The following is a 19,303-nucleotide window of genomic DNA, read 5'->3' as shown; positions in this document are numbered from 1 at the left end:
GGGAGGTAAGTTGTGTGTTTTATTGTGTTGATAGTAAGTAGTTTGTAGTGTAGTAGGCATTAAGTATATGGTCCTTTTGGTTCAGAATCTTTTTCTTCATTTTTCAATGTTAAAAAATGGAAATAATCCTAATAATTGGAAATAATCCATAATTTAGCTGTCCCGCTTTTTTATAGGGGTAGTTATGAGCAAGACCATTTTACATATAGATTTAGATACTTTTTATGTGTCCGTAGAACGATTAAATAATCGTGAGTTACAGCATAAACCTTTGTTGGTAGGCGGTACAGGAGACCGTGGTGTAGTGGCAGCGTGTAGCTATGAAACCCGTGGCTTTGGGGTACATTCTGGTATGCCCATGAAAATGGCAAGAGAACTTTGTCCCGAAGCTGTTGTCATTAGAGGTAATGCGGGTGACTATAGTAAGCACTCAGATATTGTAACCGAAATTATAAAAGAGTATGTGCCCGTATTCGAAAAATCGAGCATAGATGAGTTTTATGCAGACCTCACCGGTATGGACCGTTTTTTTGGTTGCTACCAATATGCATCTGACATGCGAAAGAAGATTATTAGGGAAACGGGGCTTCCTATTTCTTTTGGACTTTCAGCAAATAAAGTAGTTTCTAAAGTGGCTACGAACGAGGCAAAACCTAACAATCAATTAAAAATAGATGAGGGATTGGAAAAGCCTTTTCTGGCACCGCTGTCCATCAAAAAAATACCTATGGTGGGCGATAAAACCTATCAAACATTACGAAATTTAGGATTGCGCCAAGTACGTACTGTACAAGAAATGCCCATGGAGGTAATGCAGCGTGTGTTGGGTGCCAATGGTGGCGTTATTTGGAAACGAGCCAATGGCATTGATAATACACCCGTGATTCCGTTCAACGAACGAAAGTCTATCTCTACAGAACGAACTTTTGACAAAGATACTATTGATGTCAACAGGCTGCGCGGTATTCTCATTGCTATGACCGAAAACCTAGCCTACCAATTACGAAGAGGCGAGAAGCTAACAGCTTGTATTTCGGTAAAGATCAGATATTCAGATTTTAATACTTACTCAAAGCAAATGCGTATTCCTTATACCAGCGCAGATCATATTTTAATACCTAAAATTTTAGACCTGTTCAAAAACCTGTATAACCGTAGGTTGCTAGTACGCTTAATAGGTATACGTTTTAGTCATTTAGTATCGGGTAATTACCAGATCAATTTGTTCGATGATACCGAAGAAATTCTAAGCCTTTACAATGCTATGGATAACATACGAAAACGCTACGGAGATAAAAGTGTATTGCGGGCATCGGGCATGGGAGCAAAGACCATTGGTAGAATGCATAATCCTTTTAATGGCTTGCCGCCTGTTGTATTGGCACATCGGAAACTGTAAGCCCCCTAGCCCTCAAAGGGGGAATGAAATGATGTTGGGTGTTGATGTCCGGTCGAGCGCAGTCGAGACCTGTTGTTTGTTGAGGAGAGAAAAGAAGAAGAAAGGGAGCGCATTGCGCAACACGCTGAGCGCCACACGCAAAGCGCAAAAAAAAGCACACTGCGCGTAGCGTCAAGCGAACAGCGCAAAAAAACGAACAACCAAAAACGAACAACGAATTTTGTACCTAAACTGCCACACATATTACAGCCTTCGCTACGGAACCTTCTCGGAACTGGAGCTGTTGCAATTGGCAAAAGATCATGGGGTTACGCAACTGGCATTGACCGATATCAATAACACATCGGCTTGTTTAAATTTTGTTCGTAAAGCTCCAGAATATGATATAAAACCCATTTTAGGAATCGATTTTAGAAACGGGGTTGAACCTTGTTTTGTGGGTATAGCTAAGAATAACGAAGGGTTTTTAGAGCTCAACGATTTTTTATCGCATCACATTCATCATGAAAAGAACATTCCTGAAATAGCTCCGCAGTTTAAAAATGTCTTTGTTATTTATCCTTTTGAGAAAGTTTTAGAGAGTGAAAAGAAAGTCTTTGCAGAACATGAGTTTATTGGGGTTTCGGTCAATGAGCTAAAACGGTTACGATTTTCAAAGTTGTTAGAGCAGCACGATAAAATTGTATTGCTACAACCTGTAACCTTTAGAAATAAGCGCGATTTTAATGCTCACAGGTTGCTACGCGCCATTGCTAATAACACCTTGTTGAGTATGCTGTCGGTTACTGAACAAGCTAGTGAAGATGAGAAAATGTATGCCATACCAAATTTGGCAGCGCATTTTTCCGAGCATAGCTTTATTTTAGAAAATACCCAGCGTTTAATGAATAATTGTGCTATTCATTTCGATTTTAGCTTGGAACGAAAACCACAGAATTTAAATGTGTATTTAGGGAGCAAGGCAGAAGATGAGGTGTTTTTAGAACAGCTGTGTCAAGAGGGCTTGCCTAAGCGGTATCCAGAAATAAACCAAGCTGTTTTAGATCGCTTAGAGAAAGAGCTCTACCTCATTAAAAAAATGGATTTTGTCTCTTATTTTCTTATTAATTGGGATATCATCTCTTATGCCCGTAAGCAGAAATTCTTTTATGTGGGGCGTGGTAGTGGTGCCAATAGTATTGTGGCATATTTGCTTTTTATTACCGATGTGGACCCTATGGAGCTCGATTTGTATTTTGAGCGTTTTATTAATCTGTATCGTGTAAATCCGCCAGATTTTGATATTGATTTTTCGCATCGGGACAGACCGGTAATGACGGAGTATATTTTTAATCGGTTCAAGAACGTTGCTTTGTTGGGTACCTATGTTACGTTTCAGTCTAGAGGGGTAATTCGAGAATTGGGTAAGGTATTTGGATTGCCAAAAGATGAAATAGATGTGTTGTGCAACGGTGATTTTCAAGCCAGCAGGTTAGATAATATATCGGCTTTGGTATTAAAATACACTCAGTTGCTACACGGCATGCCCAATTATTTGAGTATACATGCCGGGGGAATCTTAATTACCGAACAACCTATTCATTGGTTTTCGGCAACCAATATGCCCCCAAAAGGTTTTCCTACCACACAATTTGATATGGTGATTGCCGAGGATGTCGGTATTTTTAAGTTTGATATTCTTGCCCAACGCGGACTCTCCAAAATAAAAGAAACGCTCGATATTTTGGAACGTGACCGCCCTGAGGAATTTGCCAAATTCGATATTCACGATATCAAAGCATTTAAAAACGACCCCAAAATCAATAACATGGTAAAAACAGCGCAGTGCATGGGTTGCTTTTATGTAGAATCTCCCGCTATGCGTATGTTGTTGAAAAAGCTAGAGGTTGATACCTATTTAGGTTTGGTGGCGGCAAGTTCCATTATTCGCCCTGGAGTGTCTAAAAGTGGTATGATGCGAGAATATATTCTTCGGCATCGCAACAAGGGCAGGGCAGAAGAGTTGGCTCATCCGGTGATGCTAGAAATTATGCCAGAGACCTACGGAGTTATGGTATACCAAGAAGATGTGATAAAAGTTGCCCACCATTTTGCCGATTTAGATTTAGGTGAAGCCGATGTGTTACGTCGTGGTATGAGCGGTAAATTTCGCTCGCGAGAAGAGTTTCAAAAAGTACAGGATAAATTTATAGATAACTGCCGTAAAAAGGGCTATACGGAAAAGCTTATTAATGAGGTGTGGAATCAAGTGGCAAGTTTTGCCGGCTATGCTTTTGCAAAAGGGCATTCGGCATCATACGCGGTAGAAAGTTATCAGAGTTTGTTTTTAAGGGCGTATTATCCGCTAGAATATATGGTGGCGGTGCTTAATAATGGTGGCGGATTCTACAAACCCGAATTCTATGTGCACGAAGCTCGTATGTTGGGCGCAACTATACATCCGCCTTGCGTAAATAGAAGTAATGCGGGTAATTGCATTTATGGTAAAGATTTGTATTTAGGGTTAGGCTATCTGCGAGAATTGGAACAACGGGTTATGGAGCGTATTTTAAAAGAGCGCTTTCTTAATGGGAAGTTTCATTCGTTAGAAGATTTTTTAGATCGGTTGATTATCTCCATAGAGCAAGTGAGTATTTTAATACGGATTGATGCTTTTAGGTTTACAAAAACCAATAAGCACGAACTACTGTGGAAAGCACATTTGTTTTTAAATAAGACTAAAAAAGCGGATCACCCTAAATTGTTTGTGCCACGACACCAACATTTTGAAATTCCATCATTATATAGCACCCATTTAGAAGTTGCCTTTACACAATTAGAATTGTTGGGCTTTAGTTTATGCAGTCCGTTTCAGTTGTTGTTAGAACAGCCGTTAAATACTTGTAGTAGTAAAGATTTAGAGCGGTACTTAGGTAGGAATATAGATATTTACGGATATTTAATTACAGTAAAGCGCACCAGAACACATACAAAGAAAGCCATGTACTTTGCAACACTATTAGATCAACAAGGGCAGGTTTTTGATACGGTCTTATTTCCGCCGGTGGCAGCAAAATATATGTTTAAAGGACGAGGAATTTATCGGTTTTATGGTAAAGTGGTCAGTGAATTTGGTTTCCTAAGTATAGAAGTTATAAAACTACAAAAACAAGATTTTATACAAGACCCTAGATATGCCGATATGAAAACTAGCGTCAAGGTTTTTGACCAAAAGAAAACTGGGAAGAGAAAATAGAAATTAGAGAATAGAGGAAGCGCTATTTGTAAAGCCCTATATGCTCTGCGCAGATAAAGCTTCTTATAATGTTCAGCGCAATGCGCCCAGCGTAAAAGCCATCAACCGAAAACTAACAACTAACAACCATCCTCAAAAAGCCTCTAAAACATAACCGAATATCCAATACAGAATAAGAAATACAAAAACGGTTCCTATGCAGCCACATTTGCCACCACCTATTTTCTTTGCGCCGTACCATGCGCCAATAATTTGAATTAATTTTTTCATGGGTGCAATTTATAATATTGTTTGGTTACTATTGATGTAAAAAGTTGCTCAAAAACTTTTTTCAATAAAAAACCTCTTTTTCTTATTAAGAGCATAGATGCTATTAAAATGAAAAAGAGATGTATTTGAACGGAGTTACTAATTAATTTTTGAAAGACTTATCTAAAAACTCATAACGTTCATCATTGGGAGCCTTTACTAATTTGCTTTCAGTGTCTAGAACCATAACCGGAGGAGTTGTGTCGTTGGGTTTGGAAGGATTCCATTTTGGTAGTCCTTCGCCATTAGGGTTTCCGGTTTTAATAAAATTCGCGAAATAGGTCATCATCACTTTAGAAACTTTATAATCATCTGCAGTCCAGGCATAATCATCCACGAGATAAAGATTGCCCATACAGTATTCAATTTCACAAGCATGTGGTGCTCCCACGGCTTTTGGAACAGTAGGTGAATTTGATTCCTTTGCTACTGTGCCGCCGGCTAAACCAGAAGCTAAAGTGTTATCTACTAATGGGGGTCTTAATTTGCTATATAGATATCTGTAAACCGGTTGGTCACTATTTTTTCTATGTAAGTCGAACCATTTCCAAGTACTATAAGAGATAAATCTGTCAGATGCTAAAGCAGTAGCAGATAATTGAATTTCTTTTTCAGAACTATGAGGATACAGTTCTAATACCTTTTCATATTTTTTTGGATAAGCTTCTTTGACTTTGTTTACATAGTTTTCTTTTGTATAAGGACCTTGGGTAAAAGCCATACCCGGTATTTCGGCAGAGTTCCATCCTAATAATAAAGGTACCATAGCTTGCTCTTTATTCTTAAAAATTTCAGGTAGTGTTTTAGTTAGAAAATAGCCGTCTAAAACAGTAGGAAAACGCATTTTATTTAACTCGATATATATTTCATATAGCTCTCTAGAGCTCAATTTTCGGAATTCGGTTATGGAAGTATAACCGGTATTTTTTAGAAAGTCTGAACCGATTTTTTCTGCTTCTTCCAAACTAACGGGAGACATCGTTGGCTTAATAGCGGCACCACTTTCACCAATAGCGCCTGCAATAAGATTTTTTGACAAGGGAGATGCCATTTGTTGACTTGTACCAATAGATCCTGCAGACTCTCCGGCAATAGTTACTTTATTAGGATTGCCTCCAAAAGCGGCAATATTTTTGTTTACCCATTTTAGAGCTGCATTTTGATCTAACAATCCATAATTTCCAGAAGCCTTATATGGTGCCTCTGCGCTTAATTCTGGATGTGCCAAAAATCCGAATATATTCAATCTATAATTGGTTGTAACAACCACAATACCTTCTTTGGCCATACTCTCACCATCATAACGGGGCTCAGAACCATCACCAACTACATTTCCACCGCCAAAGAAATATACAAGAACGGGTAAGTCTTTGGTATTACGGTCTGCAGGTGTCCAAACATTTAAATATAAACAGTCTTCGCTAACTCCGTTTGATCTCGATTTCATGTCGCCATAAACAATAGTTTGCATTGGTCTAGGACCAAATGTTTTAGTCTCCTTTACGCCTTCCCAGTTATCTAAAGGTTGAGGGGCTTTCCATCTTAGCTCACCTACTGGAGGTTTTGCAAACGGTATGCCAAAATAACGTTGAATTCCAGTATGCGTGTCATAATTACCCTCAATAATTCCGTTTTCAACTTGTACTTGTACAGAAAAAAAATTGGTATCCTGGGCTAGCATAAAGTTGAAGCTTAAAATGATGCTAAATAATAGAATTTGTATATTTTTCATGATAGATGTTAGTTATTGTCTCAAAGTGTGACAATAATACATTTATTTTTTAACAAATTGATTTCACAAACGTTAAAAATTTATATTATTAATGGAAATAAGTGGTTAATTATAGGTTTTTAATGGTATTGGGAGGTGTTAAGGTGATTTTTTCAGGTATTAAGGTGAGTTTCTTGTCAACTAAAGATTCATCCAATATCTCCTTTTGTGGAAATACATTGAATGATGATTGTTATTGTTTCAATGTATTGTTAGGCGATATGGGAAACTAGTGATTATAAATAATAGTGTATTGGTGTTTGTTTAAGCTGTTTTCAGTTAAAGTTTATTGGTAGATAGATAACGGACTTAAGTTTGTGGGTTTTTCAGTGAACTTGAAACTATTGATAAATGAAGCGTCTAGTGTTCACTTTTCTTTAATTGATTTAGAATATTCATAACAGTTAATCCATCTAATGCAGAGCAAGGGTTTTTGCTATATCCTAGAAAATAATCTACAGTTGCCTTTATCATGGGTTCTTGAACATGTTTGGGATTGTTGAACTTATATTCTTTATTATCAATTTCAGTATTAAGGTGAACTTTGGAGCCAAAAAAGGAAAAGGCAATACTTCCTTCCGTGCCATATATAATACATTGATCTTTTTGATCCACTTCGGAAACATTAAAATTCCATATGCCTTGAAATTGAACTCCATTTTTAAAGGATAAAACCCCATTCACTATTTCTTCCACATGACTATTGTTAGATTGTTTGGTAAAGCCGTGCATTTCATCAATTTCTCCAAAAAAGTGAAGCATTAAATCTATGTGATGCGGAGCCAGATCATAGAAATAGCCACCACCTGATATTTCTGGTTGTATTCTCCAATTCTCTTTTTTGTCAGAAGCAAATAGTTCATTTTTAGATTGTAAAACTTGTAATCCAACGTGAAGCACATTGCCAATAGCATTAATTTCTAGTAATTCTTTTACTTTTAAGAAAGCGGGTAGTTTACGTCTGTAATGAGCCATGGTTAATTTACCTGTGCTATTTACTAATGCTTCACAAATTTGGTTAGCTTCATTTGGGTTCAGTGCCATTGGTTTTTCTAAATACACATTTTTATTTGCCTTTAGAGCCTGTATCGTATAGGTAAGGTGAGAAGATGGGGGAGTGGCAATATATACTGCATTGATATTTGGGTCGTGTATAATATCATCAGCATTGGTAGTCCATAACGGTACCTCATGGCGTTGTGCAAAATCTTTGACCTTAGCTTCATTTCTGCGCATGACCATTAGCAAGTTGGAGTTTTCCACTTTTTGAAAAGCAGGTCCACTTTTTACTTCGGCAACATCTCCACAACCAATTATTCCCCAATTAATTTCTTTCATTTAAGGTCTCCTTTTATTTCTTACTAAAGTTACAAATTAGGGATGGGTTATCTTTTTTAGGTATAGAATTCTTAATAATGAATTTGTTGAATTATTTTTGAGCAAAATGATATAAATGGCATCAGGATTTTTTGCAGTATTGGATGACGTAGCGGCATTGTTGGACGATGTAGCGTCAATGAGTAAAATAGCTACTAAGAAAACGGCTGGTATTCTCGGTGATGATTTAGCGGTAAATGCAGAAAAAGCATCAGGATTTGTCTCTCAAAGAGAATTACCGGTACTTTGGGCAATTACTAAAGGCTCTTTGCTCAATAAGATTATAATTCTACCTATAGCCTTTTTGTTGAGTGCTTTTTTGCCTTGGGCGGTTACAGTGATTTTAATTTTAGGAGGTGTTTACCTTGCTTTTGAAGGTGCCGAGAAAATTTATGAATTTATTGTACCCCATAAGCATGATCATGTTTCTGCCGATACTCAACCAATGAGCAAGGCGGAAATTTTAGAACTGGAAAAGTCAAAAGTGAAATCTGCTATTCTAACGGATTTTATTTTGTCCATAGAAATCGTGATCATTGCGTTAGGAACTGTTATTGAAGAACCCCTAACTACTCAAATAGCTGTTGTTTCAGTTGTTGCTTTGTTAGCTACGGTTGGAGTATACGGTATTGTAGCTTTAATAGTTCGTATGGATGAGTTTGGAGCTAGATTAATTAACATAAATGAAGAGACCAATACCATTTCAGATAAAATAGGGCAATTTTTTGTAAGCGCATTACCTAAGGTGATTAAAGCGCTTGCTGTAATAGGTACAATAGCGTTACTTTTGGTTTCTGGCGGAATATTTGTACACAATATTGAATTTTTGCATCATCTATTGCCTAATGTTCCAGGTATTATTGTGGAATTTTTAACTGGACTTTTAGTGGGGTTTGTAGCTCTGTTGATTTTTAAAGGAGTCAAATCAATATTCAAAAAATAGGTTCTTGGGTTTAGTTGTTTAGTATGCACGTTCTTCTCCTTTAATGGCATTATATACAGTCATGATTATAATTTTTGCATCTAATCCCAATGACCATTTTTCCATATAAAAAATATCATAACGTACTCTGTTAATGATATCAGATTTGTATATGATTTCACCTCTGTACCCTTGAATCTGTGCCAAGCCTGTTATACCTGGTTTTAGGAAATGCCGTACTAGATATTTGTCTACTGAATTTTGATATTGCTCGGTATGTACAACCATATGTGGTCTTGGACCAACTACACTCATGTCTCCCATTAATACATTGATAAATTGAGGTAATTCATCAATACTGGTCTTTCGTAAAATTTTGCCTAACCTAGTAATACGCATATCATTCTTGGTAGCCATTTTGGTGTCACTATTTTTGCTTTTGGTCATAGACCTAAACTTGTAACACCAAAAAGTTTTTCTATTAACCCCGTGACGCTTTTGTTTAAAAAATAAAGGACCTTTAGAATCAAGTTTCATAAGGATATATATGATAGGAGTTAACCATGATAGTACTAGCAAAATTACTAGGCTTGAGAAAAAAATATCGAATAAACGTTTTATAATGCTAGAATAATCTAGATCTAAAGGAGATGCCCTAAGATTTAGTACCGGCACATGCCCATAAAGCTCTAAAGACATTGCCCTTGAAAATAGTTCTTTATTATCTGGTATTATTTTCACTTTCTTTAGACTATTATCGGCAATGTTTATTAAATATTGAATCTCTGATTTTGAGAGTCTAGAAGCCATGCAATAAACTTCCTCTACGTTATTTTCAAAAATGTAATTAAAGGAACTTTCAATATTGCCTAAATAAAAAGGATTTTTTGATTCAATATTATCAAAATACCCCATATAACGATAGCCGTATTCAGGATTGTCAAATATGCGTTTTACTTTTTGTAAGTTTTTATCTCGCCCAATTACTACCGTTCTAATTTCGCTATACCCTTTTTTACGGTATAAATTTCTCGCCCAGTAAAATAGTATTCTAAAAACTGTGAGTAAAATACAAATCTGAAGATATACTAGAACTAAATAAATAGGGGTATACGTTTGTTGGTTAAAGAATATAAAAGAGGTAAAATAAACCAACCCGTACACAGTAAATTGTGCGACAAAATTCTTGAAATTCGTCATAAAACTATCCCTTCTCGCAGTAGGGTAAAAGTTAATGTGGTATGCAACAATTAACCAAGTTAAGTTATAATATAGTATGCCATAAATATTTAGATAGGTTTCAGGTATGTATACGTATAATGTAAGGTTTATGAACATTATATGTACAAAAAATGAAATTGGAATAATGAAAATTGATTTCTTCATTTCAGCTTTTAATAATGGTTGGTTTAAGAGCTAATGATAGGTTATTACTGTTATCCATTGGTGTCAACCAATGGATAACAGGTAAATTTGAGTTTGATAGAAATCTGTAGGTAAATGACAACTATTTCTTAGTGGTGTACCAAGAATACACTTGTTCTATTCCTTGTGATAATGAAACGGTGTGTTTCCATCCAAGGTCATGTAGTTTTGAGGGATCTGTTAGTTTTTTTAGGGTTCCATCTGGTTTTTCTGTGTTAAAATATAAATTGCCTTTAAAACCTATTTTCTGCTGAATAAGTTCAGCTAAATCTTTAATACTGATATCTACACCAGTACCTATGTTAATATGCGTATTGCGAACTTCTTTATTATCTTGGTCATAACAGTCATTAAAATCTCTTTGTTCCATTAAGAAAACACAGGCGTCTGCCATGTCTTCACTCCAAAGAAACTCTCGCATTGGTTTTCCTGTTCCCCAGATTTCTAAATGAATGTTATCATCTTTCTTTTTGATACCGTATTTATCTAGAACTGATAAAATTTCTTCTTTTGATGAGTTTCCATTGACTCTCTCAATGGGTAAGGCGTTTAAGTCAGATGAGATGGCATCCCAATGATCATTCTCTAGGGCTTTTCCTAAGTGCATTTTTCTTATCAATGCTGGTAAAACATGTGATTTTTCTAAGTCGAAATTGTCATTAGGACCATATAAATTAGTAGGCATTACAGAAATAAAATTAGTTCCGTACTGCAGATTATAACTTTCGCACATTTTTATACCAGCAATTTTAGCAATAGCATAAGGCTCATTGGTATACTCTAAAGTATCGGTCAGCAAATAATCTTCTTTCATGGGTTGTGGACAATTTTTAGGATAAATACAGGTACTACCTAAAAAAAGTAATTTTTTCACACCATGTTTATAGCTTTGGTGAATCACATTATTCTGAATCATGAGATTCTCATAAATGAAATCAGCCCTATACGTATTGTTGGCAATTATGCCGCCAACTTTTGCGGCAGCAAGTATTACATATGAAGGTTTTTCAGTTTCAAAAAAATGTGAAACCTTTACAGAATCGGTCAAATCTAACTCTTTGTGTGTTCTGAAAATTAAATTTGAGTAGCCTTTATTTTTAAGGTTCTTAACTATTGCACTACCGACCAGACCTCTATGACCTGCAACATATATTTTAGCTTCTTTTTCTAACATTTTGAATTTTACCTTGAATAATGGTTTAAATAATTGTTTATTACTTACTCAAAATAGTTATAAGTTACATAGCCGCCTTCTTTCAAGTATTGGTCTTTCTTCATCAGTTTTAGGTCATGTACCATCATATCCTTTACCAAGCCTTGTAAATCATATTCCGGGATCCATCCTAATTTGGTGTTTGCTTTTGTAGCATCGCCAATTAACAATTCTACTTCTGTTGGTCTAAAATATTTAGGATCTACAGCTAGTACTTCTTTGCCAATTTCTAGTTGAATTTCTGGGTTGCTACAAGATTTTACATAACCTTTCTCATTAACCCCTTCACCTTTAAATTCTATTTCAACACCCATTTCTGCAAATGCCATTCGTACAAATTCTCTAACCGGAGTGGTTTTACCAGTAGCAATAACCCAGTCTTCTGGTTCGTCTGCCTGTAAAATCATCCACATCATACGTACATAATCTTTGGCATGGCCCCAATCACGCTGTGCATCTAAGTTCCCTAAGTATACTTTGTCCTGTAGCCCTAGACCAATACGTGCCGCAGCTCTAGTAATTTTTCGGGTAACAAAAGTTTCCCCTCTAATGGGCGACTCATGATTAAATAAAATACCGTTACAAGCAAACATATTATATGCTTCCCTGTAATTTACCGTAATCCAAAATGCATACATTTTTGCAACTGCATAGGGACTTCTTGGGTAAAAAGGAGTAGTTTCAGATTGTGGTACCTCTTGTACCTTACCGTATAATTCTGAAGTAGACGCCTGGTAGATTCTTGTTTTTTTCTCTAGCCCTAGTAGACGAACTGCATCCAATATTCTTAAAGTACCTAATCCATCCGCATTTCCTGTATATTCAGGAACTTCAAATGATACATGGACGTGACTCATGGCCGCAAGGTTATATATCTCGTCAGGTTGAATCTCTTGTATTAATCTAATCAGGTTAGTACTATCGGTCATATCACCATAATGAAGTACAAAATTTCTATGTTCAACATGTGGGTCTTGATAAAGATGGTCTATTCTATCAGTATTGAAAAGAGAAGCTCTTCTTTTAAGTCCGTGAACTTGGTATCCTTTTTTCAGTAAAAATTCGCTCAAATAAGCGCCGTCTTGACCTGTTACTCCTGTGATTAATGCTACTTTCATAGTGCTGTGAAATGAATTTAAATAATATTTTATGTTTAATTAGAATCCAAATTTTGTTCTAAATTGTTTGAATTGTTAGGTGATAAACATTTTTCCTGTGAAAAACTTAGTGTATTCATTAAATTTATATGAGAAAAGATGTTCGTTTAAATCGTTAATAAACTGGTTTTAAAAGTAAAATTATGTTTTACCACTACCTAGATTAAAACAAAATAAGTATGAAGTTCATCATAGATTAAATCGCCTAAAATGACTGTGGTTAATGGTTGTGAAACAAATTTAGGATAATATTTACCTAATTCACCTTGTTAAAATCAAACTATAGACAAATTAATCATTTATTCGATAAAGTGTAATTATATAAAATGTTGTTCTCAATTATTATTAAGAGTGTATTTATGACCTGTATATTTTAAGGTTTTCTAAGAATGTTCTAGTTAAATAATGATAATTGCTATTGAATATTATTTACTTGCGCGGTAAAAAGAATTATTTCTTAAATGATCGAAAGCTTAGTTTATCGGAAGTAAAGCCCGATTAGATACAATTTTGTTTCAATTGGCAAATGGATGGTAATAACTGCATGCCAATTTATCTTCTTAAATGTTGTACATATTTTCAAACTTATTAGGTGAAGTTTTGTTTTAGTCTTAATATTCAAATTAAAACTTATAAGCGAATTGTTGTTGGATAGTTAAAAAACAAATAAAATATAATTTTTTTAGTATTTGTATTGTTGTTTATACTATGTTTAGCTTTTATAAGTTTTCTCTTACTTAAATTATAAAATTAAGTCATCTCTTGTAGAATATTTATTGTTTCCCCTCGTTATTTTATCAACTTAAACCACCATATGATGATATCTAACATTTTAAATGGAAGGCTAAAATTTACTTATCAAAGGAAAAAGTTAGTTTCTCTTGAAAGTTGCTATATGCACCTAGGCCCTTATTTTAATCTTAAAACAAGTTCGAAGGTAAATACATTTTCCTCTACTATTAAACAAAAGGAACTTCAAAGTGCTAGAGATCAACATTCACCTAATCTTATTGAACAGAATCAAATAATATATGCCAAATTAATGACGGAAAGGTTGTTAAAAGGCTAATACAGTTTTTTGAGAAATTATATAAGTATTTATAAATGCCAACCAGGTAATTTATAATGAAAAGGTATAGTCCAAACTTTATTGGGTTATACCTTTTTTTGTTGTTATATACATCATTTTTAAGGGTCTTAAGTAGGGGGCTAAAATCTTCGCTTTTTTACAAACAACTCTTTTTATATACAGATTAGCGAATCTAAGTCCAAATTGTTAGGAATATAAATATATTTATCCCAAGATTTAAATAATTACACCCATTAAGGTGAAGTTGTGTGAATTTAAACGTGTTCCCCTTATCTTATATAATTAACCTATTTAGTATAGAATCTTGGAAGTTTTAACACCTTTTAATCCTTTTGAAGGACCTGAGATTAAGCATATTTTGCAAACGACCGATGCGCAAGAGGAAATTTGGTATTCTTGTTATTTTGGTGGTGAGGCGGCAAATATTGCTTACAACCTTTCCCTTACTATAAAACTGCAAGGACAGCTCAATGTAAATGCTTTGCAATTGGCGGTAGATGAATTGATTGCGCGTCATGAGTCACTAAGATCTTCATTTAGCCCGGATGGTAAGTATATTAACGTTTTTTCATCGGTGTTTACTAATATCGACCTGGTGGATTATAGTCAACTTTCAGTTGAGAAAGCCAAGGAGGCAATACATAATTATACTGAACAGGATACGAATACCTCTTTTGATCTTACCAAAGGACCATTGATCAGGTTTGCACTGCTTAAACTTGATGAGGAAGTTTATAATTTTATAATTACCGCACACCATATTGTTTGCGACGGATGGTCCGTTGGCATTATTATGCAGGAAATAGGCGCGCTATATTCGTCTAAAGTACTCCATAAATCTCATAATCTTCCGGTAGCAACACCGTACACCGCCTATGTGACTCAACAAGAGGAATTAAAAACCAATGGCGAGTTTGAAAGAGCTGAAACGTACTGGTTGAACCTTTTTAAAGGAGAGATTCCCAAAACAAATTTACCTACCGATTTTGGACAAGTAACGAAAAGAACCTATAACGGTGCTCGTATAAATCAAACTTTAGATAAAGAAATTGTAAAGCGCATAAAAGATACTGGTATTAAAGCTGGCTCTAGTTTAGTATTGACCTTAATGGGCGCATTTGAAATATTGCTCTACAAAACTACGGCTCAAAAAAGTATAGTACTAGGGCTTCCTGTTGCGGGGCAATCTAACATGGGCGTTAAAAATTTAGTGGGTCATTGCGTTAAGCTGCTTCCTATGAAAAGTGAGCTTAATGATGTTGATAGTTTTATTGAGTATTTAAAGAAACGTAAATCTGACAATTTTGATGCGTTCGAAAATCAAGAACTCACCTTTGGTAGCCTGTTGAAAAAACTGAACATCCCTAGAACACCAGGTAGGGTTCCCTTGGTTCCTGTTGTTTTTAATGTGGACATGAATTTAGATGATGATGTTGCTTTTGAAGGGTTAACCTATGATTATCATAGTAACGCTCGTAATTTCGAAACTTTTGAATTGTTCTTGAATGCTACAGGCTCCAATGATAATATAACACTTGAGTGGTCGTACAATACCAACTTATTTGAAGAGAACACGATACTAAACTTAGGTAGTGCTTTTAAGGCCGTTATTAACCAGTTGGTTGAAAACCCTAATGCCAAACTATCTGAAATAATTGATAAAGAACCAAAGCAGATCGGTATTGAAGGTGCTTCAATGGCTTTACCAAATACCAACTTACACGAGTTATTCCATAAACAAGCTGTAATTACTCCAAATGCAACTGCACTGGAGTTAAATAAAGATAAAATCACCTATGCAGAAATGCAAAATAGGATCAATGCTACTGCCGGCTATTTGTGGCAAAAAGGCATTAAACCAGGGGTTACGGTTGCAATTTCCTTAGAAAGATCTCCAGATTTAATTATTACGCTATTTTCCATATTACAATGTGGAGCTAGATATGTTCCTATAGATACCGGTTATCCGGATGTTCGTACAAAACTGATGATAGCCGATGCTCATGCCACTTTTTTCATTTGCAATACATCTAAGAAGGTGCTGGATCACAGTTGTCAAACAATTTTCGTGGAGGATATTGTAGCCAACGGGAATGAGGATTTTCAGAAAATAGATGTTTCTGCAGATTCGGGTGCCTATATCATTTATACTTCGGGATCTACGGGCAAACCTAAAGGTGTACAGGTAACACATAAAAATGTGATTAACTTGTTATATTCAATGGGTTCTGAGCCTGGTATTTCAGAACAAGACAGAATATTCGCAACTACGACCATTTCGTTTGATGCTATGGTCATGGAGATATTTTTACCATTAATCCACGGAGCAAGTGTAGTATTGGTAGATGAAAACACCAGAAAAGACGGACATCTTTTATTGCAAAAAGCAATTGCCGATAATATTACCATGATGTGGGGAACGCCAACTATTTGGCAGATTTTACTGGATTCCGGTTGGGAAAAACCATTGCCTATAAAAGCATTGATCGGTGGAGAACCTGTGCCTAAAGCACTTTCATTACAATTATTGGAAAAGTGTAATGAAGTGTGGAATATTTATGGTCCTACGGAAACCACGGTATGCTGTATACTTACTAAAATTACGGCAAATGATAATCCTATTTCAATAGGTAAGCCTATTGCCAATACTCAAATATACCTCTTGGATGATCAGCGAAATCCTGTATCAAAAGGTATGGTAGGTGAGATTGTTATTGGCGGTGAGGGAGTAACAAACGGGTATTTAGGTCAAAGAGAACTAACTAATGAGAGTTTTGTGAATAATACGTTTGTTGGTGACGGGCAATCTAAAATGTACTTATCGGGCGATTTAGGTAAACTTTTGCCTAACGGTCAAATAGAGTGTTTGGGTAGAAAAGATGGTCAAGTAAAAGTTCGTGGTCATAGAATTGAGCTTGGCGAGATAGAACACGCACTACTGAAATTAAAGGGAGTTTCAGCTGCTGCAACAGATGTTAGAAATCATGCTTTAAAAGCATACATTGTTTTTAATGGAAGTAATGAGGATTGGGATGCAAGTGTGCCGCAATGGAAAAATCAACTTGCCGAGGAATTGCCTTCTTTTATGTTGCCTTTTGAATATATAAGATTAAAGGAATTGCCAGTAACCATAAACGGCAAATTAGATAGAAAGAGCTTGCCCGATACTGTTTTAAATGGCGAAGCCAATATAAATGAACCTACTCGGACATTAACAAAAGCAGAAGAATTGGTTTGTGAAGTATGGAAAGAATGCTTGTTTTTAAACCAAGTACATCCAGATGATGATTTCTTTGAGCTTGGCGGGCATTCATTAATAGCTGCCAAGGTAATGACCAGTTTGGAGCAAAAATCCGGTCAGCGCTTACCTCTTTCTTCATTGTTTGAGTATTCTACGGTTAGTGGACTAGCTAGTTTATTAAAAATAGAGGAGAATACCGTAACCTGGGACTCTATGGTGCCAATACAACCAAAAGGTTCTAAGACCCCTTTGTTCATTGTACATGGAGCAGGTTTAAATATTCTTTCGTTTAAAACCCTAAAGGACCATATGGATCCAAAACAACCCATTTATGGTTTTCAGGCAAAAGGTCTTGACGGTAAAGAAGCTATGTTGACTTCTGTAGAAGAAATAGCATCTCATTATAATGATGCGTTATTGGCAACACAACCTAAAGGACCGTATAAATTAGCGGGTTATTCCTCTGGGGGTATCATTGCTTATGAAATGGCAAAGCAGTTGATGGACAGAGGAGAACAGATATCTACCTTGGCATTATTAGATACCTATGCGTATGCACATTATGGGCGTAATTCATATTTGGGTAAAAAATTGGCATTTGGTAATTATATAGCGAATAAGGCTTTACATGTATTAAAACAATTGTTGCTAAGCAGAGAGGGCTTTAATTATAGAGTAGGTGTAACAAAGGCGAACTTAAAGAAGTTTTATCTAAGGTTGAAAAAGGATAAGAATACCTTGTCTAAAATGGATTACGATTGGGAATATGAAAGCAGAATTATTGAGCATAATAAGGTCGTGGATAAATACCATTTAAAACCTTTGCCCATTAAGGCAGATCTGTTCAGAATACAAGATGTAATAGATTATACCCATGATCCTAAAAATTTGGGATGGAAATCATATGCCAAAAATGGTATAGAAGTTCATTATGTACCCGGTGAGCATTTAACAATGTTTTCACCACCTAATGATAAAATTTTGTCAAAGACGCTCCAAAACGTTCTAGATAAAAATAACTAGGTGTAAAAATGATAGCCATACCAGACTATCTTAAGGCTACCATTACAGCTTTTTTACTATAATTATCAGCACCCATATAACTAAAATAATGATCAAGGGTGCTGTCTTTTGTTGAGCTATGCCATAGGTTAAAACCAGCTTTCTTAAAAAGTACCTTGTAATTGTGGGAAAATGAACGCTCATACCCATATGGCTCTGAACCGGTATTAGCATTAAGGTCATGGTTAACTCCATTAGGCTCAATAGCTACAAAAATGGTGTTTCCTAATCTATTTATCTGTTGTAAAAAGTCTAGGAGCTTACTTTCGGTAAAGTATTCAAGTACACCTCTAGAGGTAACAAATATCATATTCTTATTGGCATAAGTGTTTACCCAATCAAAAGCATCGTAGGCAACAAACTCAAGTCTTTGGTTCTTGCTGTATGTTTTTTGGTTACGAATTATTTGATTTTCACTTAGGTCAATACCTACGAACCTGTCTATTTGTGGAAATTGTTCGCTTAAATAATTTAAAACTTTTCCGTTGCCGGTGCCAATCTCCACTAGGGTATTAAAATCTTCCTCTTCTATAGATAATTTGTTCTTTAAAAGTTCAAACATAAAAGAACATTCGGGTAAGAAGTTTTTTTCAAAGGAGTCATCGGTGGCCGTAAAGAAATCATCTCCTTTGTTTTTCCAATATGCCTTATGAAATTCTGATAGTGTGTTGTAGTCTGATTTATCCTCTACTTTTTTTAATAGCGACTTGCGCATAAAAAGCTCAATCAGGGTAATTTTATTTCTATCGGTAATTGTCATGCCGGTTTTTGCAAGTTTCTTAGCTTTTTTTGGCATCAACAATATGAGTAAGTCACCTATGAGATATATAAGCTTTCCTTTCATTTTAACCTTGTTGTAATTTACTTGTGAAAATAAACAATATATCTATTTGAAATCGCCGATTATCTTAAATATAACACAGTTCATCTACCTAGTCATATTTGAGTGAAATTGTATATCGAAGAACGTCTTTTTTTATTCGATGAAATTATAGGAATGAAATAATTTATGTTTCAGTTATGGATGATGTATAATTTTTTAATTAATTGATAATCAATTATTTGCAATCTAATTTTGATTGAAATTGTTCATTGATTGCCG

General features: G+C 35.4%; 11 protein-coding genes. 4 read left to right on the top strand and 7 right to left on the bottom strand.

The genetic code is table 11. The features are described from left to right. Positions 1–184 precede the first annotated feature (184 nt). Both dinB and dnaE read left to right on the top strand, forming a co-directional pair. Positions 185–1,399, top strand: coding sequence for a DNA polymerase IV (gene dinB, locus CSC80_RS04510; RefSeq protein WP_074671642.1), 1,215 nt, complete (start codon positions 185–187; stop codon positions 1,397–1,399). Positions 1,400–1,619: 220 nt separating this feature from the next. Further along, on the top strand, positions 1,620–4,634 hold the full coding sequence (gene dnaE / locus CSC80_RS04505) for a DNA polymerase III subunit alpha (protein WP_099190085.1): 3,015 nt from the start codon (positions 1,620–1,622) through the stop codon (positions 4,632–4,634). A 132-nt stretch (positions 4,635–4,766) separates the two neighbouring features. Here the strand turns inward: dnaE and CSC80_RS19415 are convergent, their stop codons facing one another. From CSC80_RS19415 to CSC80_RS04495, 3 genes are all read right to left on the bottom strand, one after another. Continuing rightward, positions 4,767–4,904 carry a hypothetical protein gene (locus tag CSC80_RS19415; RefSeq protein WP_027065147.1) on the bottom strand — a complete coding sequence of 46 codons (138 nt, stop codon included), beginning with the start codon at positions 4,902–4,904 and terminating at the stop codon, positions 4,767–4,769. 142 nt (positions 4,905–5,046) lie between these two features. Next, the gene (locus CSC80_RS04500) at positions 5,047–6,675 is read right to left on the bottom strand and encodes a carboxylesterase family protein (protein WP_099190083.1); all 1,629 of its coding nucleotides are present in this window, start codon (positions 6,673–6,675) and stop codon (positions 5,047–5,049) included. A 399-nt stretch (positions 6,676–7,074) separates the two neighbouring features. Further along, positions 7,075–8,052, bottom strand: a complete 978-nt coding sequence (locus tag CSC80_RS04495; protein WP_099190081.1) for a Gfo/Idh/MocA family oxidoreductase — start codon at positions 8,050–8,052, stop codon at positions 7,075–7,077. 115 nt (positions 8,053–8,167) lie between these two features. Between CSC80_RS04495 and CSC80_RS04490 the strand changes: the two genes are divergently transcribed. Continuing rightward, entirely contained in the window at positions 8,168–9,034 is an 867-nt protein-coding gene (locus tag CSC80_RS04490) for a DUF808 domain-containing protein (protein WP_099190079.1), read from the top strand. 18 nt (positions 9,035–9,052) lie between these two features. Here CSC80_RS04490 and CSC80_RS04485 read toward each other — a convergent pair whose 3' ends face one another. From CSC80_RS04485 to gmd, 3 genes are all read right to left on the bottom strand, one after another. Continuing rightward, positions 9,053–10,399 carry an undecaprenyl-phosphate glucose phosphotransferase gene (locus CSC80_RS04485; protein WP_058104097.1) on the bottom strand — a complete coding sequence of 449 codons (1,347 nt, stop codon included), beginning with the start codon at positions 10,397–10,399 and terminating at the stop codon, positions 9,053–9,055. 121 nt (positions 10,400–10,520) lie between these two features. Continuing rightward, positions 10,521–11,612 (bottom strand): GDP-L-fucose synthase, encoded by a 1,092-nt coding sequence (locus tag CSC80_RS04480; protein ID WP_099190077.1) that lies wholly within the window; start codon positions 11,610–11,612, stop codon positions 10,521–10,523. A 44-nt stretch (positions 11,613–11,656) separates the two neighbouring features. Then, positions 11,657–12,769: a GDP-mannose 4,6-dehydratase gene (gene gmd, locus CSC80_RS04475; protein WP_058104095.1), complete on the bottom strand. Its 1,113-nt coding sequence runs from the start codon at positions 12,767–12,769 to the stop codon at positions 11,657–11,659. Positions 12,770–14,202: 1,433 nt separating this feature from the next. On the opposite strand from gmd, the gene CSC80_RS04465 reads away from it, so the two are divergent. After that, the gene (locus CSC80_RS04465) at positions 14,203–18,162 is read left to right on the top strand and encodes a non-ribosomal peptide synthetase (RefSeq protein ID WP_099190074.1); all 3,960 of its coding nucleotides are present in this window, start codon (positions 14,203–14,205) and stop codon (positions 18,160–18,162) included. A gap of 25 nt (positions 18,163–18,187) precedes the next feature. On the opposite strand, the gene CSC80_RS04460 is transcribed toward CSC80_RS04465, so the two are convergent. Then, positions 18,188–19,045: a class I SAM-dependent methyltransferase gene (locus tag CSC80_RS04460; RefSeq protein ID WP_099190072.1), complete on the bottom strand. Its 858-nt coding sequence runs from the start codon at positions 19,043–19,045 to the stop codon at positions 18,188–18,190. Between the last annotated feature and the right edge of the window lie 258 nt (positions 19,046–19,303).

The sequence above is a fragment of the Maribacter sp. 6B07 genome, from assembly GCF_002700155.1.
Taxonomy (GTDB): domain Bacteria; phylum Bacteroidota; class Bacteroidia; order Flavobacteriales; family Flavobacteriaceae; genus Maribacter; species Maribacter dokdonensis.
This window is presented reverse-complemented; position numbering and strand designations above follow the sequence as displayed.